Source organism: Streptomyces sp. NPDC126497, assembly GCF_040302425.1.
Lineage (GTDB): Bacteria > Actinomycetota > Actinomycetes > Streptomycetales > Streptomycetaceae > Streptomyces.
Window position 1 is genome coordinate 24,618 of record NZ_JBEORT010000030.1, and the last position, 24,730, is coordinate 49,347.

Below are 24,730 nucleotides of genomic sequence, written 5' to 3' on the forward strand. Positions count from 1 at the left end.
GTCAAAAACCCAGACGCCGCAACTGCTTCGGATCCCGCTGCCAGTCCTTGGCGACCTTCACGTGCAGGTCCAGGAACACAGGTGTTCCGAGGAGTGCCTCGATCTGCTTGCGGGACTTGATGCCGACGTCCTTCAGGCGCTTGCCCTTGGGGCCGATGACGATGCCCTTCTGGCTGGGGCGCTCGATGAAGAGGTTGGCGTGGATGTCGAGGAGGGGCTTGTCGGCGGGGCGGTCCTCGCGCGGGAGCATCTCCTCGACGACCACGGCGATGGAGTGCGGGAGCTCGTCGCGGACGCCCTCCAGGGCGGCCTCGCGGATCAGCTCCGCGACCATGACCTGCTCGGGTTCGTCGGTGAGGTCGCCCTCGGGGTAGAGGGCGGGGCCCTCCGGCATCAGCGGGATCAGCAGGTCGGCGAGCAGGTCGACCTGCTTGTTCGCGGTCGCCGACACCGGGATGATCTCGGCCCAGGTGATGCCCAGCTCCCGGCCCAGCTGGTCGACGGCGATCAGCTGCTCGGCCAGCGCCTTGCCGTCCACCAGGTCGGTCTTGGTGACGATCGCGATCTTCGGGGTCTTCTTGATCCCGGCCAGTTCCTTGGCGATGAAGCGGTCGCCGGGGCCGATCTTCTGGTCGGCGGGGATGCAGAAGCCGATCGCGTCGACCTCGGCCCAGGTGGTGCGGACCACGTCGTTCAGCCGCTCGCCGAGCAGGGTGCGCGGCTTGTGCAGTCCGGGGGTGTCCACCAGGATCAGCTGCGCGTCCTCGCGGTGCACGATCCCGCGCACGGTGTGCCGGGTGGTCTGCGGCCGGTTCGAGGTGATCGCCACCTTCTGCCCGACCAGAGCGTTCGTGAGGGTGGACTTGCCCGCGTTGGGGCGGCCCACGAAGCAGGCGAAGCCGGCCCGGTGGACGGCGTCGGCGGGCTGCTCGGATGACTGGGTACGAACACTCATGGCGCCCATTCTCCCTGATGCGGGAGGCCGCGCCGCACCACCGTCCGGAACGGGGCCGGACCCGGCGCCCGCGAGGGCCCGGTCCGGCCGTCCGCCGGGGTGGATCCGCCGTGGCCCGGACGGGCCCGGCGGCCGCGGAGGCGGGGACGCGCTCTTCGCGGTCTCAGCCCGCGGTGACCGTCTCCCGGACCGTGCCGTCGGTACCGGCCACCAGGACCGGGGTCGCGGGGCCGCCGAGGTCCCGCACGGCCGCCCGGTCCTCGGGCGACGCCGACGCCGCCTCGGTCACCACGGCCGCCGCCTCCAGCGACTTCGCGCCGGACGCCACGGCCATCGCCACCGCCGTCTGCAGGGCGCTGAGCTTCAGGGAGTCCAGGGCCACGGTCCCGGCGACGTACGTCCGCCCGGTCTCGTCGCGCACGGCGGCCCCCTCGGGCACGCCGTTGCGGGCCCGCGCGGAACGGGCCAGGGTGACGATCTTGCGGTCCTCGGGGTCGAGGGCGGTGGTGTCGGTCATGATCCGAGCATAAGGGGGTTGCGTCTCCGGTCTCAGGGGCGGTCGAGGCGCAGGCGGTCCGCTCGGGGCAGGCCGGCCACGACCAGGTCGTACGAGTCCTCGACCAGCTCCCGGACCAGGCGGTCCGGGAGGGTGCCGTCGACCGTCACCGTGTTCCAGTGGCGTTTGTTCATGTGCCAGCCGGGGACGATCAGGTCCGGGTGCCCGGCGCGGAGCCGGATCGCGTCCTCGGGGTCGCACTTGAGGTTGACCTTCAGGGGCCGTGCGTCCAGTGCGGTCAGCGCGAAGAGCCTGCCCCCGACCTTGAAGACCGAGGTCTCCGGGTTGAAGGGGAACTCCTCCACCGCCGCGTTGAAGGACAGGCACAGGGCGCGCAGCTCCCGCGGGGTCACTCCGGCTCCTCCTCCTCGCCGGCGGGCGGGTCCGCGGGGGTCACCGGCTCCACCAGCACCGTCACGATCTTGTTCCGGCGTCCGGCCGACGCCTCGGCGGTGAGCCGCAGCTCGCGGGCGTCGGGGAGTTCCACCACGGACGAGGCGCCCGCGATCGGCACCCGGCCGAGCTGCTTGGCGAGCAGTCCGCCGACGGTCTCCACGTCCTCGTCGTCGTACTCCTCCAGCCCGTACAGCTCGCCCAGGTCGGTGATGTCGAGGCGGGCGGTGACCCGGTAGCGGTCCCCGCCCAGCTCCTCCACCGGAGGCAGCTCACGGTCGTACTCGTCGGTGATCTCGCCGACGATCTCCTCGAGGATGTCCTCGATGGTGACGATGCCGGCCGTGCCGCCGTACTCGTCGACGGCGACGGCGACGTGGTTGCGCTGCTTCTGCATCTCGCGCAGCAGGTCGCCGGCGTTCTTGGTGTCGGGTACGAAGAACGCCGGGCGCATCGTCGTGGAGACCAGTTCGCTCTCGGCGTCCCGGCTGATGTGCGTCTTGCGGGCCAGGTCCTTGAGGTAGACGATCCCGACGATGTCGTCCTCGTTCTCGCCGGTCACCGGTATGCGGGAGAAGCCGGAGCGCAGGGCGAGGGTGAGGGCCTGGCGGATGGTCTTGTACCGCTCGATCACCACCAGGTCGGTGCGCGGCACCATCACCTCGCGCACGAGGGTGTCGCCGAGCTCGAAGACCGAGTGCACCATGCGGCGCTCCTCGTCCTCGATCAGCGACTCCTTCTCCGCGAGGTCGACCATCGCGCGCAGCTCCGCCTCGGAGGCGAAGGGTCCGCGCCGGAAGCCCTTGCCGGGGGTGAGGGCGTTGCCGATGAGGATGAGGAGCGACGGGACCGGGCCCATCACCCGCGCGAGCGGGACCAGGACGTACGCGGCGGCCGTGGCGGTGTTCAGCGGGTGCTGGCGGCCGATGGTGCGCGGGGAGACCCCGACGGCGACGTACGAGACCAGGACCATGATCGCGATGGCGATCAGCAGGGCCTCGGCGGTCCCGTCGAACGCGCGCAGACAGCCGTGGGTGATCAGGGCGGCGGCGGCCATCTCGCAGGCGACGCGGACCAGCAGCGCGACGTTGAGGTAGCGGGTGGGGTCGGCGGCGAGCTGCGCGAGCCTGGCGCCGCCCCGGCGACCGGAGCGCACGGCCTCCTCGGCCCGGAAGCTGGAGACGCGGGCGATGCCCGCCTCCGCGCAGGCGGCCAGCCAGGCGACGACGACCAGGGCGATCGCGCCGAGGACGAGGGTCGGGCTCATGACACGGTCGGGGCCGGGGACGGGCCGGTGAGGCCCTTCTCCGCGCGCCAGCCGTCCACGATGGCGGCCTGCAGGCCGAACATCTCGGCCTTCTCGTCCGGCTCCTCGTGGTCGTAGCCCAGCAGGTGCAGCACACCGTGGACGGTGAGCAGCTGGAGCTCCTCGTCCATGGTGTGCCGCGTCGGCGCCTCCTCACCCTGCTTGGCGGCGACCTCGGGGCAGAGCACGATGTCGCCCAGCAGCCCCTGCGGGGGCTCGTCGTCGTCCTTGGACGGGGGGCGCAGTTCGTCCATCGGGAACGACATGACGTCCGTCGGCCCGGGCAGGTCCATCCACTGGATGTGCAGCTGCTCCATGGCGTCGGCGTCCACGACGATCACCGAGAGTTCGGAGAGCGGGTGGATGCGCATCCGCGCGAGCGCGTAGCGGGCGATGTCGAGGATCGCCTGCTCGTCGACCTCGGTTCCGGACTCGTTGTTGACGTCGATCGACATCTGGTGCTCGGTCTACTTCCCCTTGTGCCCGGCCTTGCTCCGGCCGCCCTTGTGGGTGCCGTTCTGGGTGCCGTGCCGGCTGTCGTACTGCTCGTACGCGTCGACGATACGGCCCACCAGCTTGTGCCGGACGACATCCTGGGACGACAGCCGGGAGAAGTGGACGTCGTCCAGGCCCTCCAGGATGTCCTGCACCTGCCGCAGTCCGGACTTGGTGCCGTCGGGCAGGTCGACCTGCGTGACGTCACCCGTGATCACTATCTTCGAGTCGAAGCCGAGGCGGGTGAGGAACATCTTCATCTGCTCGGGGCTGGTGTTCTGGGCCTCGTCGAGGATGATGAAGGCGTCGTTGAGCGTGCGGCCGCGCATGTACGCCAGCGGCGCGACCTCGATCGTGCCCGCCGCCATCAGGCGCGGGATCGAGTCGGGGTCGAGCATGTCGTGCAGCGCGTCGTACAGCGGGCGCAGGTACGGGTCGATCTTCTCGTAGAGCGTGCCCGGCAGGAAGCCGAGCCGCTCTCCGGCCTCGACCGCCGGACGGGTCAGGATGATGCGGTTGACCTGCTTGGACTGCAGGGCCTGCACCGCCTTGGCCATGGCGAGGTACGTCTTGCCGGTACCGGCCGGGCCGATGCCGAAGACGATGGTGTGCTTGTCGATCGCGTCCACGTAGCGCTTCTGGTTGAGCGTCTTGGGGCGGATCGTGCGGCCGCGCGAGGACAGGATGTTCTGCGTGAGCACCTGGGCCGGGGTCTCCTGGCCGTCGCTCTCCCCGTTCTCGCTCGCCTTGAGCATGGCGATCGAGCGTTCCACTGCGTCCTCCGTCATCGGCTGCCCGGTGCGGAGCACCAGCATCATCTCGTCGAACACGCGGGATACCAGGGCGACCTCCGTGGCGTCGCCGACCGCGCTGATCTCATTGCCCCGGACGTGGATGTCTGCCCCCGGGAAGGCCTTCTCGATCACGCGCAGGAGGGAGTCCCCGGAGCCCAGCACGGTCACCATGGGGTGCTGTGCGGGGACGGTGAACTGCACTCTCGCCTGTCCCTGCGCGGGGGTGTGAGCTGTGGGTGTCTGAGTCATGGGCCGGCTCTGAAGGCCTGCGGATCCTCCTCGTCACGGCCGCGCACCGGAGGGCGGCCTCGCGGTTCCCAGGGTACGACGGACGAGTGACAAGCCCGTAGGGCTTTTCACCGACCGTGCGGGCCCGCGTCCCGGGCCCGCGCGGCGGGCCCGTCTCAGGCGGACCGGCGGAAGCCGATCGTCGGCACCGCCCGCCGCAGCGGCCACGGCCGCGCCGGCTCCTGCGGGACCAGCTCCGCCAGGAACTCGTACCGCCGCAGCGCCGCGGGGTCCTGCCCCTCGACCGACCGCACCTTCCGCCACCACGCCCCGATCTCCGTCCACCCCGGCGCCGACAGCGATCCCCCGAACTCCTGGACGGACAGCGCCGCCGTGAGCCCCGCGAAGGCGAGCCGGTCGGCCAGCGGCCAGCCGGCCAGGCTGCCGGTGACGAACCCGGCCACGAACACGTCCCCCGCCCCGGTCGGGTCGAGCGCCTCGACGTCGATCGCCGGCACCGAAGCGTTCTCCCCCGTGCGCCGGTCCACCGCGTACGCGCCCTCCGCCCCGAGGGTGACCACGGCGACGGGCACGTGCTCGGTGAGGGCGTGCGCCGCCGCGCGGGGGCAGTCGGTGCGGGTGTACCGCATGGCCTCCTCCGCGTTCGGCAGGAACGCCTCGCAGTGCCGCAGGTCGGGCAGCGCCGCCAGGTCCCACGCCCCGGTGTCGTCCCAGCCGACGTCGCCGAAGATCCGGGTCCCCCCGCGCGCGGCCCGCGCGATCCAGGGGGCGCCGCGGCCGGGGGTGAGGGAGGCGACGGCGGCGCGCGCACGGGGAGGGCACGGCGGCAGGTCCGCGCCCGGGGGGCGTCGTTTGAGGGCGGTGGCGGGCGACGGGTGGGCGGGTTCCTCGGGGGGAGGCTCGTGGCCGTGGGAGACCATCGTGCGCTCGCCGTCGTAGGCCATGGAGACGGTGACCGGTGAGTGCCAGCCGGGCACCGTGCGCGACGGGGAGAGGTCGATGCCCTCGCCCTGCTCCAGCGTGTCCCAGCAGTACTCGCCGTAGTGGTCGTCGCCGAAGGCCGCCGCGAGGCAGGTGCGCAGGCCGAGCCGGGCCAGGGCGGTGGCCATGTTGGCGACGCCGCCGGGGCTCGACCCCATCCCGCGCGCCCAGGACTCGGTCCCGCGCACCGGGGCGGAGTCGAGCCCGGTGAAGACGATGTCGAGGAAGACGGTGCCGGTGAGGTAGACGTCCCAGGGCGGGTCGTCCGGTGTGCGCAGGGCGGCGAGGGGATCGGCCCGGGGCGGGCGGGGCGGTTCCCCGGTGTGTGCCTTCCCGGTGGTCGCCTTCCCGGTGGTCGCCTTCACGGTGCGCTCCCTGACGTGGTGCGGTTCCAGCCAGTGTGCACCACGCCACCGACGGTGCGACGACCGTCGCTCCGGGCGGGTCCGCGGGGGGATCACCAGCGCGGTACGGCGGGCGTGGTCCAGTCCGGGTCGGCGACGCGCATGGCGGCCGCGTCGTCGCGGTCCCGCAGCGAGCCGTCGTCGTCGAGCCACCGCCGGTGGAGGGCCGCCAGCCGGTCGCGGTCGAGTTCGACGCCGAGGCCGGGCGCGTCGGGGACCCGCACGGCGCCGTCCTCGAAGACGAGGCGTTCGGTGAGGACGTCCTCCGACTGCCAGGGGTAGTGGGAGTCGCAGGCGTGGTGCAGGTCGGGCACGGTGGCCGCCACGTGGGTCATCGCGGCGAGGCTGATGCCCAGGTGGGTGTTGGAGTGCATGGAGACGCCGACGCCGAAGGCGCGGCAGACCGCGGCGAGCCGCTGGGTGTTGCGCAGTCCGCCCCAGTAGTGGTGGTCGGAGAGGACGACCTGGACGGCGTTCCGGACGAAGGCCTCCTTGATCTCGGCGAACGTCGTCACGCACATGTTGGTGGCGAGCGGCACGCCCACCCGCCGCCCGCCGCCGCCCTTGTCCGAGGCGCTTCGCGCCGCCCCCTGCATGCGGGCGGCCACCTCGGCCATGGCGGGGGTGCCGAGGGTCGGGTCCTCCAGGTACTCGAGGACGTCCCCGAGTTCGGCGGCCACCCTGAGCGAGGTCTCCACGGACCAGGCGCCGTTGGGGTCCAGGCGCAGGGGGTGTCCGGGGAATGCGGCGGCGAGGGCGCGGACGGCCGCGATCTCCTCGTCGGGCGGGAAGACGCCGCCCTTGAGCTTGAAGGAGGTGAAGCCGTGGCGCTCCTTGAAGGTCCTGGCCTGTTCGACGATGCCGGCCGGGTCGACGGCGGCGCCCCAGTCGTCCTTCTCGGCCGCCACGCCCTCGGGGTGCCCGGCCCACTTGTAGAAGAGGTACGCGCTGTACGCGACGGTGTCGCGCACCTTGCCGCCGAGCAGGGCGTGCACGGGCAGGCCGAGGCTCCTGCCGAGGGCGTCGAGACAGGCGACCTCGAAGGCGGAGAGCACGGACAGGCGCAGTTTGTCGGCGGTCTGCACGCCGCGCAGTCCGCCGACGTCGACCTGCCCGGAGACCCGGGCGGCGTCGACGGCCACCTCGTCGGCCTCGGTGAACAGCCGGTTCAGGTCGCCCGCCTGACGGCCGACGAGCCGGTCCGCGAGGGGCCGCGCCAGGTCCAGGTACGCGGTGTCGCCGTAGGTCTCGCCGAGGCCGGTGGTGCCGTCGGCGGTGACCACCTCGACGATCAGGCGGGGGGTGTACGGCTGGTGCACGCCCTGGGTGTTGAGCAGGGGCGGGTCGGCGACCAGGATCGGCGTGAGGCGGACCTCGGTCACGGTCAGGTCGCGGGAGGTCGGCGAGGTCACAGGGCGGCTCCTACGAGGTCGAGTCCGGTGGCGAGCAGGGCCCGCAGGTCGGCGAGGTCGCCGGGCGTGGGGTCGGTGAGGGGGGCGCGCACGGGGCCCACGGGGCGTCCGCGCAGCCGGGCCGCCGCCTTCACCAGCGACACCGCGTACCCGGGGACGCGGTCGCGCAGTTCGACGAACGGCACGTAGAAGTCGCGCAGCAGCTTGTCGACGGTGCCGTGGTCGCCGTCGCGCAGGGCGGTGAAGCAGGCGCCGGCGATCTCGGGGGCGAAGGCGTGGACGGCGGAGGAGTAGGCGCGGACGCCGACGGCGGCGTAGGCGCGGGCCTGGACCTCGGCGGTGGCGGCGCCGTTGAAGAAGAGGAAGCCCTCGGGGGCGGCGAGGGTGAGGCGCTGCAGCCGGTCGAGGTCGCCGTGGCCGTCCTTGAGGCCGATGACGTTCGGCAGGGCGGCGATCCGCCTGAGCGAGTCGGCGGTGTAGGCGACCTGGCCGCGCTGGTAGGTGATCAGCGGCAGCCGGGTGCGGGCGGCCACGGCTTCGAGCTGGGCGACGAGGCCGTCCTGCGGGGCGGCGACGAGGTAGTGCGGCAGGACGAGGAGGGCGTCGGCGCCGGCCTCCTCGGCGATGCGCGCGAAGCGGGCGGCCTGCGCCCAGCCGTAGCCGGTGCCGGCGACGACCGGCGTCCGGCCGGCGCTCTCCTCGACGGTGATCGTGACGACCTGCCGGTACTCGTCCTCGTCCAGGGAGAAGAACTCCCCGGTGCCGCAGGCGGGGAAGACGGCGCCGGGGGCGGTGGCGATCCGCTCGGCGACGTAGGCGCGGAAGCCGTCCGGGTCGAGGGAGCCGTCCTCGTGGAAGGCGGTGAGCGGGAAGGACAGCACCCCGTGCGCCATCCCGTCCGCCAGGCGCCGCGCCACCGCGGCCGTACCGCTCGGGTCCGTGTCGGGACTCACCCGCACTCATCTCCCCATGTAGACGTCATCCATGTATGAAAATGAAGGTTAAGTAGGCGAACGAGAGCCGTCAATGGCCCGGTCCGGGCCTCCTCCCGCCGGACTACGATCGGCGCATGCCGGAGACAGGGGGCGTGCGCGAGGTGAAGTCCGCCGCGCGCACGACGGAGGTGCTGGAACTGCTCGCCGCGCGCGGCGACCGTCCGGCGCGCCTGCAGGAGCTGGCGGAGACCCTGGAGGTGCCGCGCAGCTCGATGTACGCGCTGCTGCAGACGCTGATCGCGCGCGGCTGGGTCCGCACCGACGTCACCGGCTCGCTCTACGGCATCGGCATCCGGGCCCTGCTCACCGGCACCGGCTACCTCGACTCCGACCCGCGCGTGCAGGCCGTGCGCCCGTACCTGGACGAGGCGTCGGACGCGCTGGGCGAGACGATCCACATGGGGCGGCTGGACGGCCGCGACGTGGCGTACCTGGCGACGCGCGAGTCGCACGAGTACCTGCGGACCATCAGCAGGGTGGGGCGGCGGCTGCCGGCGCACGTGGGCGCGCTCGGCAAGGCGCTGCTGGCGGAGCGGCCGGACGGGGAACTGCCCGAGGGGCCGTACGAGGCGGCCACGCCGAACACGCACACCACGCGGGAGTCGCTGGCCGCCGACCTGGCCGGGGTGCGGGAACGCGGCCACTCCGTGGACCGCGAGGAGGGCGTGCCCGGGATCGTCGGCTTCGGGTTCGCCCTGCGGTACGACTCCCCCGCCCGGGACGCGATCAGCTGCTCGGTGCCGGTGGCCCGGCTGACGCCGGAGCGGGAGGAGCGGATCATCGCCGTGATGCGGGAGATCCGGACGAAGGTGGAGACGGCGATTCCCGCAGGTGGCGGCAGCGTTCACTGGCGATAGCGGAGGCTTCTGCCCGCCTTTCCGGAACCTCAAACACAAGAGTGTTCCAGATCACACCTCGCGCGCTCCCGTTGCTCTCCCCCCGCTTGATACAAATTGCCCGCGCGCCCCTGTCCGTCGACGGTCGGCGCCCCCTCCTTCCCCACGGTCCTCGCACCGTCCCTTTCGCACGCCCCGGGAACGCCCGTGTTCGCCCCCCGCACCGCCCCCTGGCCCCTCGTCGCCCTCTTCACGGCCGGGTACCTCGCCCCGTACCTGCTGCCGACCACCGTCGGCCGGCTGGAACGCGGACTCGACCTCTCCGCCACCCAGGCCGGAGCCGCCGGCAGCGCGCTGCTGCTGAGTTCCGCGACCGCGGGGTTCCTGCTGGCCTCGCGCGTGGAGCGGGTCGGGGCCCGGACCCTGGCCCGGCTGGGCCTGCTGCTGGCCGCCGTCGGCTACGGCGGGGCCGCCCTCACCACCGCCGTCCCGGCCGTCGTCGCCGGCGCGATGATCGGCGGGTTCGGCTCGGGCACGGCCACCACGGTGGCCGCCACCCGGATCGCCGCGGAACGGGACCCGCACCGGGCCTCCGCCCTCGGGCTGCTCAGCGTGTCCGCGCTCGCGGGGGTGGTGTACCTGACGGTGCCGCGCCTGCCGGGACACGGACTCACCCTGGCCGCCGTCGCCCTCACCGCGCTGGCCGTGTGGCCGCTGACGTCCCGGCTGCCGGCCGGCACGCCCGGTCCGCGCCGCACCGGTCCGGACGGCACCGCCCGTCTGCCGCACCGGCGGTCGGGCGCGGTCCTCGCCGGCGCGATGCTGCTGTGGTCGCTCGCCCAGAACGCGCTGTGGGGCGTGAGCGGGCGCATCGGGGTCGACCAGGCACACCTGTCCGAGCCGACCGTGGGCGTCGTCTTCGCGGTGGCGCTGGGCGCCGGGCTGCTGGGCGTCCTGGGCGCGGGCGCGCTGGGGTCGCGGCTGGGGCGGGCGCTGCCCATCGGCGGCGGCACGGTCGTCATCGCCGGCTGCATCGCGCTCAGCGCCTCCGCGACCGGTCTGGGCAGCTTCGCCGCCGGTGAGATCGCCTGGAACACGATCTACCCGGTCGTGCTGTCGTACCTGATCGGCCTGGCGGCCTCGCTGGACCCGCGGGGGCGCTGGGCCGTGCTGGTCGGCTCGGCGTCGTCCCTGGGGACCGCCGCGGGGCCGCTGACCGGCAGCGTGCTCTCCGCGCAGGCCGGGTTCCCGGTGATGGGCGCGGTCCTCGGCACCGGTCTGCTGCTGGTCGCGCTGCCGATGACCGCGGTCGCCCTGCACACCGGCGGACGCCCGCTGCTGCCGGGCGCGGTCCGCCGCCGCGGCGGCCACCCGGCGGCCGTGGTCGCCGCGGCCACCGGCACCCCGGCGGGCCCGGTCCCCGAGGTCGGCGCCCCGGAGCAGCCGGTGGTGGAGATCCCCCTCGACGGCACCCCGGCCCCGGCCCGGCACACCTACGACACGGCAGCCGCGACCCGGGCGCCGGGCGCCCGCTGAGGCCCAGCGCCGCCGCGGTCAGCCGAAGTCGTACGCCTCCACCTCGGCGAGGTACCGCGCCCGCCGCTCCTCGTCGTCGTCCAGGAAGGCGGCGAGGAAGGAGTTCCGCGCCAGCTCGCGCAGCCGCTCCGGGCCGAGGCCCAGCGCCTCGCGCACCGCGTCGAAGTTGTCCCCGGCGTAGCCGCCGAAGTACGCCGGGTCGTCGGAGTTGACCGTGCACACCAGCCCCGCCTCGAGCATCGCCGGCAGCGGATGGTCGGCGAGGACGTCGACCGTCCGCAGCCGCACGTTGGACAGCGGGCACAGCGTCAGCGGCACGCGCTCCCGCACCAGCCGCTCCACCAGCGCCGGGTCCTCCACGCAGCGCAGCCCGTGGTCGACCCGCTCCACGCCGAGGACGTCCAGCGCCTCGGTGATGTACTCCGGCGGCCCCTCCTCCCCCGCGTGAGCGACCCGTCGCAGCCCCAGCGCGGCGGCGGCCTCGTACACCTCGCGGAACTTCACCGGCGGGTGCCCGGCCTCCGCCGAGTCCAGTCCGACGCCGGTGATCCGGTCCAGGTACGGCTTCGCGGCGTCCAGGGTGGCCAGGGCCGACTCGGCGGACTCGTCCCGCAGGAAGCACAGGATCAGCCGGGTGGAGACCCCGTGCGTCTCCACGCTGCGGCCCAGCGCCCGCCACAGCCCCTCGACGACGGTGCCCATGCCGACGCCCCGCGCGAGGTGCGCCTGCGGATCGAAGAAGATCTCCGCGTGCCGCACGCCCTGCGCGGCGGCACGGGCGAGGTAGGCGTCGGCGAGGTCCTCGAAGTCCCGCTCGGTGCGCAGGACGGCCATGAGTGCGTAGTACAGGTCCAGGAAGGACTGCAGGTCCTCGAAGCGGTACGCCGCACGGAGCGCGTCGGTGTCGGCGTAGGGCAGCTCGACGCCGTTGCGCGCGGCGAGCGCGAAGGCCAGCTCGGGCTCCAGGGTGCCTTCGATGTGAAGGTGCAGTTCGGCTTTTGGTACGGGCATCGAAATATCGTACGGCGGTTTCACCGACGCTTCGGAAGCGCCACCCGTTGCAGATCGCGCGCCACGGTCAGCTCGCCCTGGTACCCGGCCGCCCGCGCCTGCCGCTCGAACTCCTCCGGGTCGGGGTAGCGCTGGCTGAAGTGGGTGAGGACGAGGTGCCGTACGCCCGCCTCGCGCGCCACCCGGGCCGCCTGTCCGGCGGTCAGGTGGCCGAAGTCGACGGCGAGTCCCTCGTCCTCGTCGAGGAACGTGGACTCGATGACCAGCAGGTCGCAGTCCTCGGCGAGCGCGTACACCCCGTCGCACAGCCGGGTGTCCATGACGAACGCGAACCGCTGCCCGCGCCGCACCGTGCTGACCTCCTCCAGCGGGACCCCGTCCAGGACGCCCTCGCGCTGGATGCGGCCGACGTCCGGACCCTTGATGCCGTGCGCGGCGAGCCGGTCGGGCAGCATGCGCCGGCCGTCGGGTTCGACCAGCCGGTAGCCGTACGCCTCGACGGGGTGGGACAGCTTCCGCGCCTCCAGCGTGTAGCCGGGGGCGCGGACGAGGGGGCCGTCCGTGTCGACCGGGGCCTCGGTGAGGGCGACGGTCTCGCGGTAGGCGGTGGCGTAGCGCAGGCGGTCGAAGAAGCGCTGTCCGGAGCGCGGGTAGTGGGCGGTGATCTCGTGCGGCACCTTGTCGAGGTTGACGCGCTGGATCACCCCGGCGAGGCCGAGGGAGTGGTCACCGTGGAAGTGGGTGACGCAGATCCGGTTCAGGTCGTGGGCGGCGACCCCGGCGCGCAGCATCTGGCGCTGGGTGCCCTCGCCGGGGTCGAACAGGATGCCCTCGCCGTCCCAGCGCAGCAGGTAGCCGTTGTGGTTGCGGTGCCGGGTGGGGACCTGGCTGGCGGTGCCGAGGACCACCAGTTCACGTACGGACAAGGCGGCTTATCCGGGGGGCCACTCGAGGCCGCGGCCGCCCAGGACGTGGGCGTGCGCGTGCCAGACGGTCTGTCCGGCGCCGCTGCCGGTGTTGAAGATGATCCGGTAGCTCTCCAGCTTTTCCTCGTCGGCGACGGCCTGCGTCTCCCGCAGCACGTCCGCGGCGAGCTCGGGCGCGGCGGCGGCGAGGGCGGCGGCGTCCCGGTGGTGCGCCTTCGGGATCACCAGGACGTGGGTGGGCGCCTGGGGGTTTATGTCCCTGAACGCGAGGGTGGTCTCCGTCTCCCGCACCACCGTCGCCGGAATGCTCCCCGCGACGATCCTGCAGAACAGACAGTCGTCCTGAGGCTCCCCAGCCATGAACCCTCCTCGAGCCAGCTGATCACGTACGGGTCATCGTACCCGCGGGCGGTCGCGCCTCCCCGGTGCTCCGAAGACCCGGGAGGCGCCCCCCGGGACGGCACAGGTGCCGACGACGGGGCGCCTCCCGCCCGCGGGTCCCCGGCTACGGCAACGGCGGCGGCACCTTCGCCGGCGTCGACTCCAGCGCCTCCAACGCCAGCCGCACCGCCTCGTCCAGCTGCACGTCCCGTCCCGCCGCGTGGTCCTGCGGCCGCTGCACGACCTCCACGTCCGGGTCGACCCCGTGGTTCTCCACGTCCCACCCGTAGCCCTCCAGCCAGAAGGCGTACTTGGGCTGGGTCACCAGGGTCCCGTCGACCAGGCGGTACCGGCTGTCGATGCCGATCACGCCGCCCCACGTGCGGGTACCGACCACCGGCCCGATCCCGAGCGCGCGGATCGCCGCGTTCACGATGTCCCCGTCGGAGCCGGAGAACTCGTTGGCGACCGCCACCACGGGCCCCCGGGGCGCGTCCCGCGGATAGCTCTCCGCCCGCATCCCCCGGGGCAGGTCCCAGCCCACGACCCGCCGGGCCAGCTTCTCCACCACGAGCTGCGAGGTGTGCCCGCCCCGGTTCTCCCGCACGTCCACGATCAGTCCCTCCCGCAGCACCTCCACCCTCAGGTCGCGGTGGATCTGCGCCCACCCGGGCGCCTGCATGTCGGGGACGTGGAGGTACCCCAGCCGCCCGCCGGACTTCTCCAGCACGTACGCCCGCCGGTCCGCGACCCACGCGTGGTACCGCAGCGGCTCCTCGTCGGCGAGCGGCACGACCACCGCGTGCCGCGGCTCGCCGCCCCCCGCGGGCGACACGGTCAGCTCCACCGGCTTCCCCGCCGTCCCCACCAGCAGCGGCGCGGGCCCGGTCACGGGATCGACCGCCTGCCCGGCGACGGCGACGATCGCGTCCCCGGGCCGGACGGCGACCCCCGGCGCGGCGAGCGGGGAGCGCGCGTCCGGGTCGGAGGTCTCCGCGGGCAGGATCCGGTCCACCCGCCAGCTGCCGTCCTCGTGACGGGAGACGTCCGCCCCGAGCAGCCCCTGCCGCGCACCGTCGCCGTAGCCGCCGCGCGGGACGACGTAGGCGTGCGAGGTGCCGAGCTCGCCGTGCACCTCCCACAGCAGGTCCACCAGGTCGTCGTGGGTGGCGAGCCGGTCGAGCACGGGCCGGTACCGGTCCAGGATCCCGTCCCAGTCGACGCCGCTCATGTCGGGGCGCCAGAAGTTGTCCCGCATGATGCGGCCGTTCTCGTCGAACATCTGCCGCCACTCGACGGCCGGGTCGACGAACTGGCGGACCCGGTCCAGGTCGACGGTGATGTTGGTGTCGCTGTCGTCGTCGCCGGAGGCGCGCCGGTCGCTGGGCACGACCTTCAGCCGCCCGTCGGTCCACAGCAGCACCCGCTTGCCGTCGCCGCTGACCTCGAAGTGGTCGGCGTCCACGGCGAGGTGCTCGACGCGCTGCCGGTCGAGGTCGTAGCGCTCCAGCTCGGTCTTGGGGTCCGGGTCGTCGGGCCTGGCCCTGGACGCGCCGAGCACACCGCGCACCGGGTGCCGCAGCCACAGCACGCCGTCCTTGGCGGCCCGCAGGTTGGTGTAGCGGGCCGCCTCCACCGGGAACGGCACGATGCGGTCGGCGAGCCCGTCGAGGTCGACGCGGGTGGCGGGGGTGCCCTCGCTGTCGGGGGTCTCGTCACGGTCCGGCGTCTCGAAGGGACGGCCGTGCCGCTGCGGGCCGAACGGGGACGGTGTGGTCGCCGCGAGGGTGATCAGGTACGGGCGTACGCCCTCGACGAAGGCCAGGTCGAAGACGTGCTCGTCGTAGACCGGGTCGAAGGAGCGGGTCGACAGGAACGCGAGGTGCCTGCCGTCGAGGGTGAAGGCGGGCGCGTAGTCCCGGAAGCGCAGCGGGGTCGCCTCGGTGACCGACAGGTCGGTGGTGTGGGCGAGCTTGAGCTGGCTGAGCGGGCGCGGGCCGGGGTGGGACCAGGCGAGCCAGGTGGAGTCGGGCGAGAAGACCAGTCCGGAGACGTCGCCGTCCTCGCTGCGGTCGACCTCGCGGACCTCGCCGGTCTCCCGCTCGACGAGCAGGACCCGGCCGTCGTGGGAGGCGACCGCGGCCCGGCTGCCGTCGGGGGCCATGGCGAGCCCCACGACCCGGCCCAGCCGCCCGGCGGCGATCCGGCGCGGGGTGGCGCCGGGGGCGAGTCCGGTGGCGGGGGCGAACTCCAGGGCGTCGTCGCCCTCGGCGTCCGTCACCCACACCACCCACTCCTCGCCGTCCGCGCGGAAGGTGCGGGGCCGCCGGGCCCGTACCCCCGGGGTGGCGGCGAGCGCGCGGGCGGGGCCGGCCCGGTGGGTCACCCAGTGGACGGCGCCGCGCACGCAGACGGCGCTGCCGCGCGCGGTGTGGTCGGGGGAGGCGGAGCCGAACCAGCGGGCGGCGTTCACCGGGAACGGCTGGAGGTCGACGCGCTGTCCGCCGAGCCGGACGTCGAGGCGGCGCGGCCCGTCCCCGTCGAGGTCGTCGAGGACCCACAGCTCACCCGCGCTGGAGTAGACGACGCGCGTGCCGTCGCCGGCGGCGTGCCGGGCGTAGAAACCGTCGAGCGGGGTGTGCCGGCGCAGGTCGGAGCCGTCGGCGAGGGAGGAGTAGAGGGCTCCGGTGCCCTCGTGGTCGGAGAGGAACGCGATCCTCTCCCCCACCCACAGCGGGCACTCGATGTTCCCGTCGAGGTCCTCGTGCAGCCGCACGAACCCGCCGTCGCCCTCGCGGTCGATCCACAGCTTGCCCGCCGTGCCGCCCCGGTACCGCTTCCACCAGGCGGCCTCGCGGCTCATCGGCGCGGACAGCAGCACGGTGTGGGGTCCCTGGACGACGTCGCCGACGGGGCCGTAGGGCAGGGTGGTGGCGGGGCCGCCGTCCAGGGGGACGGCGCGGGCCCAGGTGCGGCGGAAACTGGCCTGGCCCTGGGAGCTGGTGACCAGGACCCGCCCGTCCGCCGTCCACCCCCGCGTCCGGGTGGTGGCGCTGCCCCAGTGGGTCAGGCGTCTGGCGGGGCCGCCGTCGACGGGCGCGACGTGCACCTCGGGGGCGCCGTCGCGGGTGGAGGTCCAGGCGACGGTGGCGCCGTCGGGCGAGATGCGGGGACTGGTCACGGGCACGTTGTCGGCGCTGACCCGCCAGGCCCGGCCGCCGTCGAGCGGGGCGAGCCACACGTCGTCCTCGGCGGTGAAGGCGACCAACTCGCCGTGCAGATGCGGGAACCGGAGATAAGCGGCGGATGCAACCGATGCGGGCTGTGTCACCCGATCACCCTACGCACGTGGGGGGCGGCCTGGACAGGGGTTTGGATCACTTGCCCTCGACGGGGCGACAGGAGGGGTACTGCTCGCACCACACGGTCGTCGTGACGGTCACCGTGACCGTGGGGTCCGGGCCGCGCCGCGTGGGTTCGCCCACGCGCGGCGGGCTCTTGGAGTCGCAGTCGCCCAGGCCGTCGACCCGGAACACCTGCTTCCCGCCGACCTTCGCGGTGATGTGCCCGCGCACGCAGGCGCCGTTGACGGCGTGGGTGATCCGTCCGGTGACGGTGATCTCCTTGCCGTCCTGGGTCTCGCCCTGGCAGTCGACGGAGGCGACGGTGTCCTCGCCCGCGGTGCGCGGGGAGCCGCTCTTCCTCTTCTCGTCCCCGAAGGACGCGGTGCAGCTGAGCCAGCGCACCTCGGCCTTCCGCCGGTTGAGCTCCTCGGTCACGGCCTCGTCGGTCGTGAACGCGACGGCCGCGGAGCCGAGTCCGCCGCCCTCGCACGCCACGACCCCGCCCACGGCGATCACGGTGAGTCCGGCGGCCGCCACCGACCGCCGCCACCGCGTCCCGCGCAGAACCCTCTTCACCCGCACCCCCATGGACGGCAGCCTGCCACCGCCGCCGCCGGTGCGGTAGGGCGCATACGGCCACTCCGCACCACCCCGGCCCGACGCGCAGCGGACGCCGGTTCGGAAGGCTCGCGGTGGACGGCCGGCCGGGGCCCTCACCGGCCGGCCGGGACCGTCAGGACCAGCGGCCCGTGCGGGCCAGGAGCACGGCCGTCGCCGCGGTGCCGGCGGTGGAGGTGCGCAGGACGCTGCGGCCCAGGCGGTAGGGCCTGGCGCCGGCCTGCGCGAAGATCTCCAACTCCTCGGGGGAGACGCCCCCTTCGGGCCCGACCACCAGCACGATGTCGCCGGAGGCGGGGAGTTCGGTGGTCGCGAGGGGTTCGGTGCCGCTCTCGTGGAGGACGGCGGCGAAGTCGGCGTCGGCCAGAAGTGAGGCAACCTGCCGGGTCGTCGCCGCGTCCGCGACCTCCGGGAAGCGCACCCGACGGGACTGCTTGCCGGCCTCGCGGGCCGTCGCCCGCCACTTGCCGAGGGACTTCAGCCCGCGTTCGCCCTTCCACTGCGTGACGCAGCGGGACGCCGCCCACGGCACGATCGCGTCGACACCGACCTCGGTCATCGTCTCCACGGCCACCTCGCCCCGGTCGCCCTTGGGCAGCGCCTGGACGACGGTGATCCGGGGCTCCTGCGGGGGCTCCTCGGTCACCGGGTCCAGCTGGACGATCAGGCGGTCCTTGCCCTCGGCGCCGAGCACCACGCCGTCCGCCCAGCGGCCCGCGCCGTCGGTGAGGACGACGTCCTCACCGGCCCGCAGCCGCTTCACGGAGACGGCGTGCCGTCCCTCGGGGCCGTCGAGCACGTAACGGCCTCCGCCGCCCGCGTCGAAGCGGTCGACGACGAACACCGGCGCGGTCATCGGGCACCTCCCGTCGACAGCGCCGTCCGGGCGGCCGCCAGTTCCGCGACCAGCACCTCCACCAGCTGCCCGGCGGGCAGCTCGCGGGCCATCCGGTGGCCCTGCCCCGCCCACAGCGCCATTCCCTGCGGGTCCCCGGCCCCGGCGGCGGCCTTGCGCAGGGGCGCGGTGAGGTGGTGCACGTCCGGGTAGGCGGCGGGCGCGTACGGGCCGTGCTCGCGCAGGAAGCGGTTGGCCAGGGCCCGGGCCGGGCGGCCGGAGAAGGCGCGGGTCAGCTCGGTGCGGACGTACAGGGGGTCGGTGAGGGCCCGCTTGTGCAGGGCGTGCGCACCGGACTCGTGGGTGGCGACGAAGGCCGTGCCGAGCTGGGCCGCGGCGGCGCCGGCCGCGAGGACGGCGGCGATCTGGCCGCCGCGCATGAGTCCGCCGGCGGCGACGACCGGGATGCCGACGGCCTCCCGCACCTGGGCGACGAGGGAGAGCAGTCCGACGCCGGAGCCGTCCGTCTCCGGGTCGTCGCGGTGGGTGCCCCGGTGACCGCCGGCCTCCACGCCCTGCGCGATCACCGCGTCCGCGCCGGCCCGCTCCACCGCCCGGGCCTCCTCCGCGGTCGTGGCGGTGACCAGCGTGAACGTGCCGACACGGCGCAGGGAGTCCAGCACCTCGCGGGACGGCACGCCGAAGTGGAACGACACCACCGGCACCGGGTCGTCCAGCAGGACGGCGAGCTTGGCGTCGTAGCCGTCGTCGCGGCCGCTGTCCGGGTCGCCGAGCGCGGTCTCGTACCAGGAGGCCTCGCCGGCCAGCTGGTGGGCGTAGACGTCGACGGCGGCGGGGTCGGCCGTCTCCGGCTGCGGCAGGAAGAGGTTGACGCCGAAGGGCCGGGAGGTCAGTCCCCGCAGTCGCTTGATCTCCTGGTACATCCCGTCCGCGGTCTTGTAACCGGCGGCGAGGAAACCGAGTCCGCCCGCCTCGGACACGGCGGCGGCGAGCTGCGGCACGGCGACACCGCCCGCCATCGGGGCCTGCACGATCGGGTGCGGGCAGACATCGGTCAGCACGGAGGACATGACGGCATGTTGTCACGTCCTCCGGACAACTCCGAATCCGCCCTTCCCCTTGGCACGAGCCGTTTCCGGCGGGTCGGCGGACGGGTCCCGGCGCCCGCCGAACACGCCCGTCACCGCCCGTCGAGGGCGTCCCTCAGCCGCGAGAACAACCCCTGCCGCCCCGGCCGACCGCGCCCACCCGGGGGACGACCCCCGGACCCCCGGCAGCAGAACACCACCCACCCGGCACCGACCGGTCACCGCCCGTCGAAGGCGTCCCTCAGCCGCGAGAACAACCCCGGCCGACCGGGCCCACCCGGGGGACGACCCCCGGACCCCCGGCAGCAGAACACCACCCACCCGGCACCGACCGGTCACCGCCCGTTGAAGGCGTCCTTCAGCCGCGAGAACAACCCCTGCTGCCCCGGCTGGAACTGTCCCGTGGGGCGTTCCTCGCCGCGGAGCTTGGCCAGTTCCCGCAGGAGGCGTTCCTGCTCGGGGTCGAGCTTGGTCGGGGTCTGGACCTCGACGTGGACGATGAGGTCGCCCCGGCCGCCGCCGCGCAGGTGGGTGACGCCCCGGCCGTGCAGCGGGATCGACTGGCCGGACTGGGTGCCGGGCCGGATGTCGACCTCCTCCATGCCGTCCAGCGTCTCCAGCGGCACCTTGGTGCCGAGGGCCGCCGCGGTCATCGGGAGGGTGACCGTGCAGTGCAGGTCGTCGCCGCGCCGCTGGAACTGCGTGTGCGGGAGCTCGTGGATCTCCACGTACAGGTCACCGGCGGGACCGCCACCGGGCCCGACCTCGCCCTCGCCGGCCAGCTGGATCCGGGTGCCGTTGTCGACACCGGCCGGGATCTTGACCGTGAGGGTGCGCCGGGAGCGGATCCGGCCGTCGCCCGCGCACTCCGGGCACGGAGTGGGGACGACGGTGCCGAAGCCCTGGCACTGCGGGCAGGGGCGGGACGTCATGACCTGGCCCAGGAAGGACCGCGTGACCTGCGAGACCTCACCGCGGCCCCGGCACATGTCACAGGTCTGCGCGCTGGTGCCCGGAGCGGCGCCCTCACCGCTGCACGTGGTGCAGACGACGGCCGTGTCGACCTGGATGTCCTTGGTCGTGCCGAACGCGGCCTCGTCCAGCTCGACGTCGATGCGGATCATCGCGTCCTGGCCCCGGCGGGTGCGCGAGCGCGGCCCGCGCTGCGACGCCGTGCCGAAGAACGCGTCCATGATGTCGGAGAAGTTCCCGAAGCCGCCGGCCCCGAAGCCGCCCGCACCACCGCCGCCGGCCTGCGAGAGCGGGTCGCCGCCGAGGTCGTAGACCTGCTTCTTCTGCGGGTCCGACAGCACCTCGTAGGCGGCGTTGATCTCCTTGAACCGCTCCTGCGTCTTCGGATCGGGGTTGACGTCCGGATGCAGCTCGCGGGCGAGCCGCCGGAAGGCCTTCTTGATCTCCTCCTGCGACGCGTCGCGGCGCACGCCGAGTACGGCGTAGTAGTCCGTGGCCACTACGACTCCGCCAGGATCTGTCCGACGTACCGTGCCACTGCGCGTACCGCTCCCATCGTTCCGGGGTAGTCCATGCGGGTCGGTCCGACCACGCCGAGCTTGGCAACCGCCTCGCCGCCCGAACCGTAGCCGACCGACACGACGGACGTGGAGTTGAGTCCCTCGTGGGCGTTCTCATGACCGATACGGACGGTCACGCCCGGATCCTTCGCCTCGCCGAGCAGCTTGAGGAGCACGACCTGCTCCTCGAGAGCCTCCAGGACGGGCCGGATCGTGAGGGGGAAGTCATGTCCGAAGCGGGTGAGATTGGCGGTGCCGCCGATCATCAGCCGCTCCTCGTTCTCCTCGACGAGTGTCTCCAGGAGGGTGGAGAGCACCGTGGAGACCGTACCGCGGTCGTCGGCCTCGAAGGCCTCGGGGAGGTCCTCCACCAGGCTCGGCACATCGGCGAACCGGCGGCCGGCGACCCGGCTGTTCAGACGGGCCCGCAGGTCCGCCAGGGAGGACTCGCCGAACGGCGCCGGGCAGTCGACCATGCGCTGCTCGACCCGGCCGGTGTCCGTGATCAGCACCAGCATCAGCCGCGCGGGGGCCAGCGACAGCAGCTCCACGTGCCGCACCGTCGAGCGGGTCAGCGACGGGTACTGCACGACGGCGACCTGCCGGGTGAGCTGCGCGAGCAGCCGTACGGTCCGGGCGACCACGTCGTCGAGGTCGACGGCGCCCTCGAGGAAGTTCTGGATGGCGCGCCGCTCGGGCGCGGTCATCGGCTTCACACCGGCGAGCTTGTCGACGAAGAGCCGGTAGCCCTTGTCGGTGGGGATGCGCCCGGCGCTGGTGTGCGGCTGGGCGATGAAGCCCTCGTCCTCCAGGGCCGCCATGTCGTTGCGCACGGTGGCCGGGGAGACGCCGAGCTTGTGCCGCTCGGTGAGGGCCTTGGAACCGACGGGCTCCTCGGTGCCCACGTAGTCCTGGACGATGGCGCGCAGCACCTGGAGCCTGCGTTCACTGAGCATCGCGCACACCTCCAGTAGCCTCCGCGCGGTAACGTCCCTGGCACTCTTCGCACGCGAGTGCCAGACTTCCCCGGCCCAGTGTACGGCCGGGGGGTACACCCCGGGCAAGGCCGGTCCCGCGCCGTCGTGCCGGGCGCCCTCCCCCGATAGCGTCCCGGTATGACCGTGACTTGGGAAGAGTCGGGATGGGAGCGGGTCGCCGCCGGGGTGGGGCGGTGCCGGCTTCCGGTGTGGGACTGCACGGCGGGGCTCGTGGTGGGCGCGGACGGCGTGCTGCTCGTCGACGCGGGTTCCGGGCCGCGGGAGGGCGCGCGGTTGCGGGACCGGGCGCGGGCGCTCACCGGCCGCCGTGTGACGCATCTCGCGCTCACCCACCCCCACTTCGACCACCTCCTCGGGGCGTCGGCGTTCGCGGGCGCGGAGGTGTTCGGGGCGGCGGGCATGGAGACGGCGCTGACGGCGCGGGGGCGCGCGGAGCTGCGCGCGGACGCGGTGCGCCACGGGCTGGACGCGCGGGTGGCGGAGGAGGCCGTGGACGCGCTGGTCCCGCCCCGGCACGCGGTGTCCGGCGAGTGGACGCTGGAGCTGGGCGGCGGCCGTCGGGCGCTGCTGGCGAACGTGGGCCCCGGGCACACCGCCCACGACCTCGCGGTGCTGGTCCCCGGCGACCCCGGGGTGGTCTTCTGCGGCGACCTGGTCGAGGAGTCGGGCGAACCGCAGGCCGGCCCCGACGCCGTGCCGTCCCGCTGGCCGGCCGCGCTGGACCGGCTGCTGGAGCTGGGCGGCGACGACGCGCGGTACGTCCCCGGTCACGGCGCGGTGGTCGACGCGGCGTTCGTCCGGGCCCAACGGGACGCCCTGGCGGCGCGTTTCGGCGTGTCGGACTGATCGCGCCGGGCGGGATCCTCGTATCGTCATCGGAATGCGCCAGTACTCCGCCGACCTGACCCCTCCGTGGAAGAAACCGCAGCCCGTCCCCGAGGTCGCGGCCGAGCCCGGCCTGGTGGTGGAGGAGCCCGGCACCGGCTTCTGCGGCGCGGTGATCCGCTGCGAGGCGGGCACGGTGACGCTGGAGGACCGCTTCGGCAAGCACCGGGTGTTCCCGCTGGAGCCGCGGGGCTTCCTGCTGGAGGGCCGTGTGGTGACGCTGGTGCGGCCGGCCGCCGGCCCGGCGCGTCCCGCCCGTACGGCGTCCGGGTCCGTCGCCGTCCCCGGCGCACGCGCGCGGGTGGCCCGCGCCGGGCGCATCTACGTGGAGGGGCGGCACGACGCGGAGCTGGTGGAGAAGGTGTGGGGGGACGACCTGCGCATCGAGGGCGTGGTGGTGGAGTACCTGGAGGGCGTGGACGACCTGCCGTCGATCGTCGAGTCCTTCGCGCCGGGTCCGGACGCGCGGCTGGGGGTCCTGGTGGACCACCTGGTGCCCGGCTCGAAGGAGTGGCGGATCGCGGAGGCGGTGACGAGCGAGCACGCGCTGGTGGTGGGTCACCCGTACATCGACGTCTGGGAGGCGGTGAAGCCGGCGTCGGTGGGCATCGAGGCGTGGCCCCGGGTGCCGCGCGGGCAGGACTGGAAGACGGGGGTGTGCCGGGCGCTGGGGTGGCCCGAGAACACGGGAGCGGCCTGGCAGCACATCCTGTCCCGGGTGCGGTCCTACAAGGACCTCGAGCCCCAGCTCCTGGGCAGCGTGGAACGGCTCATCGATCACGTGACCGTGCCCTGAGCACCGGCCGGTCGTTGAAGGGGTGGGCCTGGTGGGCCTGGTGGGCCGCTCTCCGCCGCTGCGGAGGTGTTCCGTCGATCAGCTCGTCCACGCGGCCGAGCAGTTGATCCTCCCCGCCGAAGCGGGGGTGCCCCTCAGTCCACCAGGTCCCGCACTACGGCGTCCGCCAACAGCCGCCCCCGCAGGGTGAGGGCCGCGCGGCCATCCTCGTACGGGCCGCGCCGGAGCAGCCCGTCCGTCAGGGCCCGGCGAGCGGCCGCAAGCCCCTCCTCACGGAGGAGCGAGAGAGGAACCCCCTCCTCGAGCCGCAGCTCCAGCAGGATCCGCTCCACCCGCCGGTCCTCGTCCGACAGCAGCTCACGGCCCGCCCCCGGCGACCGCCCCTCCGCCAGCGCCGCCGCGTACGCGCCCGGGTGCTTGACGTTCCACCAGCGCACCCCGCCCACGTGCGAGTGGGCGCCGGGTCCCGCGCCCCACCAGTCGGCGCCCCGCCAGTACAGCTCGTTGTGCAGGCAGCGGCCCGCCTCGGAGGTGGCCCAGTTGGAGACCTCGTACCAGTCGAAGCCCGCCGCCGACAGCCTCTCCTCGGCGATCAGGTACCGGTCGGCGTGGACGTCGTCGTCGGTCATGGGGACCTCGCCGCGCCGGATGCGGCGGGCGAGCTGCGTGCCCTCCTCGACGATCAGCGCGTACGCCGAGACGTGGTCGGGGCCGGCGCCGATCGCCGCGTCCAGGGACGCCCGCCAGTCGTCGTCGGACTCCCCCGGCGTGCCGTAGATCAGGTCGAGGTTGACGTGCTCGAAGCCGGCCGCGCGGGCCTCGGCGACGCACGCCTCGGGGCGGCCGGGGGTGTGGGTGCGGTCCAGGACCTTCAGCACGTGCCGCCGGGCGCTCTGCATGCCGAAGGAGATCCGGTTGAAGCCGCCCGCGCGGAGGGCCGCCAGGTAGGCCGGGTCGACCGACTCCGGGTTCGCCTCCGTGGTGACCTCGGCGTCCGGGGCCAGACCGAACTCCTCGCGGATCGCCCCCAGCATCCGTACGAGGTCGTCGGCGGCCAGCAGCGTCGGCGTACCGCCGCCGACGAACACCGTGCGGACCTCGCGCGGGTCGTCCCCCAGCACCTTCCGCGCCAGGCGGACCTCGTCGACGAGGGTCCCGGCGTAGTTGTCGCGGGAGGCCAGCACGCCGCCGCTGCCGCGCAGCTCGGTCGCGGTGTAGGTGTTGAAGTCGCAGTAGCCGCAGCGGGTCGCGCAGTACGGGACGTGCAGGTAGAACCCGAGGGGGCGGTCGGCGGCCCCGGCGAGCGCGGACGCGGGCAGCGCGCCGTCGGCGGGGACGGGCTCGCCGTCGGGGAGTGCGGAAGGCATGTGCTCCATTGTCCCG

At 73.9% G+C, this 24,730-nt stretch carries 23 protein-coding genes; 4 read left to right on the forward strand and 19 right to left on the reverse strand.

Annotated elements, in window-relative coordinates:
• Position 1: 1 nt before the first annotated feature.
• The 9 genes from era to ABTY20_RS15685 form a co-directional block, all read right to left on the reverse strand.
• Positions 2-955 (reverse strand): GTPase Era, encoded by a 954-nt coding sequence (era, locus tag ABTY20_RS15645; protein WP_351997549.1) that lies wholly within the window; start codon positions 953-955, stop codon positions 2-4.
• A 163-nt stretch (positions 956-1,118) separates the two neighbouring features.
• Positions 1,119-1,472: a cytidine deaminase-like protein gene (locus ABTY20_RS15650; RefSeq protein ID WP_351997550.1), complete on the reverse strand. Its 354-nt coding sequence runs from the start codon at positions 1,470-1,472 to the stop codon at positions 1,119-1,121.
• Positions 1,473-1,504: 32 nt separating this feature from the next.
• Positions 1,505-1,864, reverse strand: coding sequence for an MmcQ/YjbR family DNA-binding protein (locus ABTY20_RS15655; RefSeq protein WP_351997551.1), 360 nt, complete (start codon positions 1,862-1,864; stop codon positions 1,505-1,507).
• Positions 1,861-3,171, reverse strand: a complete 1,311-nt coding sequence (locus tag ABTY20_RS15660) for a hemolysin family protein (protein WP_351997552.1) — start codon at positions 3,169-3,171, stop codon at positions 1,861-1,863. Before ABTY20_RS15660 ends, ABTY20_RS15655 begins: the two co-directional genes overlap by 4 nt.
• Positions 3,168-3,665, reverse strand: a complete 498-nt coding sequence (ybeY, locus tag ABTY20_RS15665) for an rRNA maturation RNase YbeY (RefSeq protein ID WP_351997553.1) — start codon at positions 3,663-3,665, stop codon at positions 3,168-3,170. The genes ABTY20_RS15660 and ybeY overlap by 4 nt, the downstream gene beginning before the upstream one ends.
• 12 nt (positions 3,666-3,677) lie before the next feature.
• Entirely contained in the window at positions 3,678-4,748 is a 1,071-nt protein-coding gene (locus ABTY20_RS15670; protein ID WP_351997554.1) for a PhoH family protein, read from the reverse strand.
• 155 nt (positions 4,749-4,903) lie between these two features.
• Positions 4,904-6,094 (reverse strand): carbohydrate kinase family protein, encoded by a 1,191-nt coding sequence (locus tag ABTY20_RS15675; protein ID WP_502991818.1) that lies wholly within the window; start codon positions 6,092-6,094, stop codon positions 4,904-4,906.
• Between the two features lie 92 nt (positions 6,095-6,186).
• Positions 6,187-7,545, reverse strand: coding sequence for a glucarate dehydratase family protein (locus ABTY20_RS15680; protein ID WP_351997555.1), 1,359 nt, complete (start codon positions 7,543-7,545; stop codon positions 6,187-6,189).
• Positions 7,542-8,504 carry a 5-dehydro-4-deoxyglucarate dehydratase gene (locus tag ABTY20_RS15685; protein ID WP_502991819.1) on the reverse strand — a complete coding sequence of 321 codons (963 nt, stop codon included), beginning with the start codon at positions 8,502-8,504 and terminating at the stop codon, positions 7,542-7,544. Before ABTY20_RS15685 ends, ABTY20_RS15680 begins: the two co-directional genes overlap by 4 nt.
• Positions 8,505-8,614: 110 nt before the next feature.
• Here ABTY20_RS15685 and ABTY20_RS15690 point away from each other — a divergent pair, with 110 nt between their 5' ends.
• Together ABTY20_RS15690 and ABTY20_RS15695 are read left to right on the forward strand one after the other, a co-directional pair.
• On the forward strand, positions 8,615-9,397 hold the full coding sequence (locus ABTY20_RS15690; RefSeq protein ID WP_351997556.1) for an IclR family transcriptional regulator: 783 nt from the start codon (positions 8,615-8,617) through the stop codon (positions 9,395-9,397).
• 186 nt (positions 9,398-9,583) lie between these two features.
• Positions 9,584-10,912, forward strand: a complete 1,329-nt coding sequence (locus tag ABTY20_RS15695; RefSeq protein ID WP_351997557.1) for an MFS transporter — start codon at positions 9,584-9,586, stop codon at positions 10,910-10,912.
• Positions 10,913-10,930: 18 nt separating this feature from the next.
• Here the strand turns inward: ABTY20_RS15695 and ABTY20_RS15700 are convergent, their stop codons facing one another.
• The 9 genes from ABTY20_RS15700 to hrcA form a co-directional block, all read right to left on the reverse strand.
• Complete coding sequence (locus ABTY20_RS15700; protein WP_351997558.1) at positions 10,931-11,923, reverse strand: adenosine deaminase; 993 nt, start codon at positions 11,921-11,923, stop codon at positions 10,931-10,933.
• A gap of 20 nt (positions 11,924-11,943) precedes the next feature.
• A complete protein-coding gene (locus ABTY20_RS15705) occupies positions 11,944-12,849 on the reverse strand; it encodes a ribonuclease Z (RefSeq protein ID WP_351997559.1) in 906 nt (301 codons plus the stop codon).
• Between the two features lie 6 nt (positions 12,850-12,855).
• Entirely contained in the window at positions 12,856-13,209 is a 354-nt protein-coding gene (locus tag ABTY20_RS15710) for a histidine triad nucleotide-binding protein (protein ID WP_351997560.1), read from the reverse strand.
• 145 nt (positions 13,210-13,354) lie between these two features.
• On the reverse strand, positions 13,355-16,561 hold the full coding sequence (locus ABTY20_RS15715; protein ID WP_351997561.1) for a S41 family peptidase: 3,207 nt from the start codon (positions 16,559-16,561) through the stop codon (positions 13,355-13,357).
• Between the two features lie 46 nt (positions 16,562-16,607).
• Positions 16,608-17,162: a hypothetical protein gene (locus ABTY20_RS15720; protein ID WP_351997562.1), complete on the reverse strand. Its 555-nt coding sequence runs from the start codon at positions 17,160-17,162 to the stop codon at positions 16,608-16,610.
• Between the two features lie 145 nt (positions 17,163-17,307).
• Positions 17,308-18,048 carry a 16S rRNA (uracil(1498)-N(3))-methyltransferase gene (locus ABTY20_RS15725; protein ID WP_351997563.1) on the reverse strand — a complete coding sequence of 247 codons (741 nt, stop codon included), beginning with the start codon at positions 18,046-18,048 and terminating at the stop codon, positions 17,308-17,310.
• Entirely contained in the window at positions 18,045-19,118 is a 1,074-nt protein-coding gene (locus ABTY20_RS15730) for a nitronate monooxygenase (RefSeq protein ID WP_351997564.1), read from the reverse strand. The genes ABTY20_RS15725 and ABTY20_RS15730 overlap by 4 nt, the downstream gene beginning before the upstream one ends.
• A gap of 353 nt (positions 19,119-19,471) precedes the next feature.
• The gene (dnaJ, locus tag ABTY20_RS15735) at positions 19,472-20,608 is read right to left on the reverse strand and encodes a molecular chaperone DnaJ (protein ID WP_351997565.1); all 1,137 of its coding nucleotides are present in this window, start codon (positions 20,606-20,608) and stop codon (positions 19,472-19,474) included.
• Entirely contained in the window at positions 20,608-21,624 is a 1,017-nt protein-coding gene (gene hrcA, locus ABTY20_RS15740) for a heat-inducible transcriptional repressor HrcA (protein ID WP_351997566.1), read from the reverse strand. Before hrcA ends, dnaJ begins: the two co-directional genes overlap by 1 nt.
• Before the next feature lie 159 nt (positions 21,625-21,783).
• Between hrcA and ABTY20_RS15745 the strand changes: the two genes are divergently transcribed.
• Both ABTY20_RS15745 and ABTY20_RS15750 read left to right on the forward strand, forming a co-directional pair.
• Positions 21,784-22,512 carry an MBL fold metallo-hydrolase gene (locus ABTY20_RS15745; protein WP_351997567.1) on the forward strand — a complete coding sequence of 243 codons (729 nt, stop codon included), beginning with the start codon at positions 21,784-21,786 and terminating at the stop codon, positions 22,510-22,512.
• 34 nt (positions 22,513-22,546) lie between these two features.
• Entirely contained in the window at positions 22,547-23,347 is an 801-nt protein-coding gene (locus tag ABTY20_RS15750) for a DUF3097 domain-containing protein (RefSeq protein WP_351997568.1), read from the forward strand.
• 134 nt (positions 23,348-23,481) lie between these two features.
• On the opposite strand, the gene hemW is transcribed toward ABTY20_RS15750, so the two are convergent.
• On the reverse strand, positions 23,482-24,714 hold the full coding sequence (gene hemW / locus ABTY20_RS15755) for a radical SAM family heme chaperone HemW (protein WP_351997569.1): 1,233 nt from the start codon (positions 24,712-24,714) through the stop codon (positions 23,482-23,484).
• Between the last annotated feature and the right edge of the window lie 16 nt (positions 24,715-24,730).

Bases quoted from the DNA above. Each gene is read 5' to 3' on its own strand.
- era (WP_351997549.1), bottom strand. From the start codon at position 955: ATGAGTGTTCGTACCCAGTCATCCGAGCAGCCCGCCGACGCCGTCCAC.
- ABTY20_RS15650 (WP_351997550.1), bottom strand. From the start codon at position 1,472: ATGACCGACACCACCGCCCTCGACCCCGAGGACCGCAAGATCGTCACC.
- ABTY20_RS15660 (WP_351997552.1), bottom strand. From the start codon at position 3,171: ATGAGCCCGACCCTCGTCCTCGGCGCGATCGCCCTGGTCGTCGTCGCC.
- ybeY (WP_351997553.1), bottom strand. From the start codon at position 3,665: ATGTCGATCGACGTCAACAACGAGTCCGGAACCGAGGTCGACGAGCAG.
- ABTY20_RS15670 (WP_351997554.1), bottom strand. From the start codon at position 4,748: ATGACTCAGACACCCACAGCTCACACCCCCGCGCAGGGACAGGCGAGA.
- ABTY20_RS15690 (WP_351997556.1), top strand. From the start codon at position 8,615: ATGCCGGAGACAGGGGGCGTGCGCGAGGTGAAGTCCGCCGCGCGCACG.
- ABTY20_RS15700 (WP_351997558.1), bottom strand. From the start codon at position 11,923: ATGCCCGTACCAAAAGCCGAACTGCACCTTCACATCGAAGGCACCCTG.
- ABTY20_RS15710 (WP_351997560.1), bottom strand. From the start codon at position 13,209: ATGGCTGGGGAGCCTCAGGACGACTGTCTGTTCTGCAGGATCGTCGCG.
- ABTY20_RS15720 (WP_351997562.1), bottom strand. From the start codon at position 17,162: ATGGGGGTGCGGGTGAAGAGGGTTCTGCGCGGGACGCGGTGGCGGCGG.
- ABTY20_RS15725 (WP_351997563.1), bottom strand. From the start codon at position 18,048: ATGACCGCGCCGGTGTTCGTCGTCGACCGCTTCGACGCGGGCGGCGGA.
- ABTY20_RS15730 (WP_351997564.1), bottom strand. From the start codon at position 19,118: ATGTCCTCCGTGCTGACCGATGTCTGCCCGCACCCGATCGTGCAGGCC.
- hrcA (WP_351997566.1), bottom strand. From the start codon at position 21,624: ATGCTCAGTGAACGCAGGCTCCAGGTGCTGCGCGCCATCGTCCAGGAC.
- ABTY20_RS15745 (WP_351997567.1), top strand. From the start codon at position 21,784: ATGACCGTGACTTGGGAAGAGTCGGGATGGGAGCGGGTCGCCGCCGGG.
- ABTY20_RS15750 (WP_351997568.1), top strand. From the start codon at position 22,547: ATGCGCCAGTACTCCGCCGACCTGACCCCTCCGTGGAAGAAACCGCAG.
- hemW (WP_351997569.1), bottom strand. From the start codon at position 24,714: ATGCCTTCCGCACTCCCCGACGGCGAGCCCGTCCCCGCCGACGGCGCG.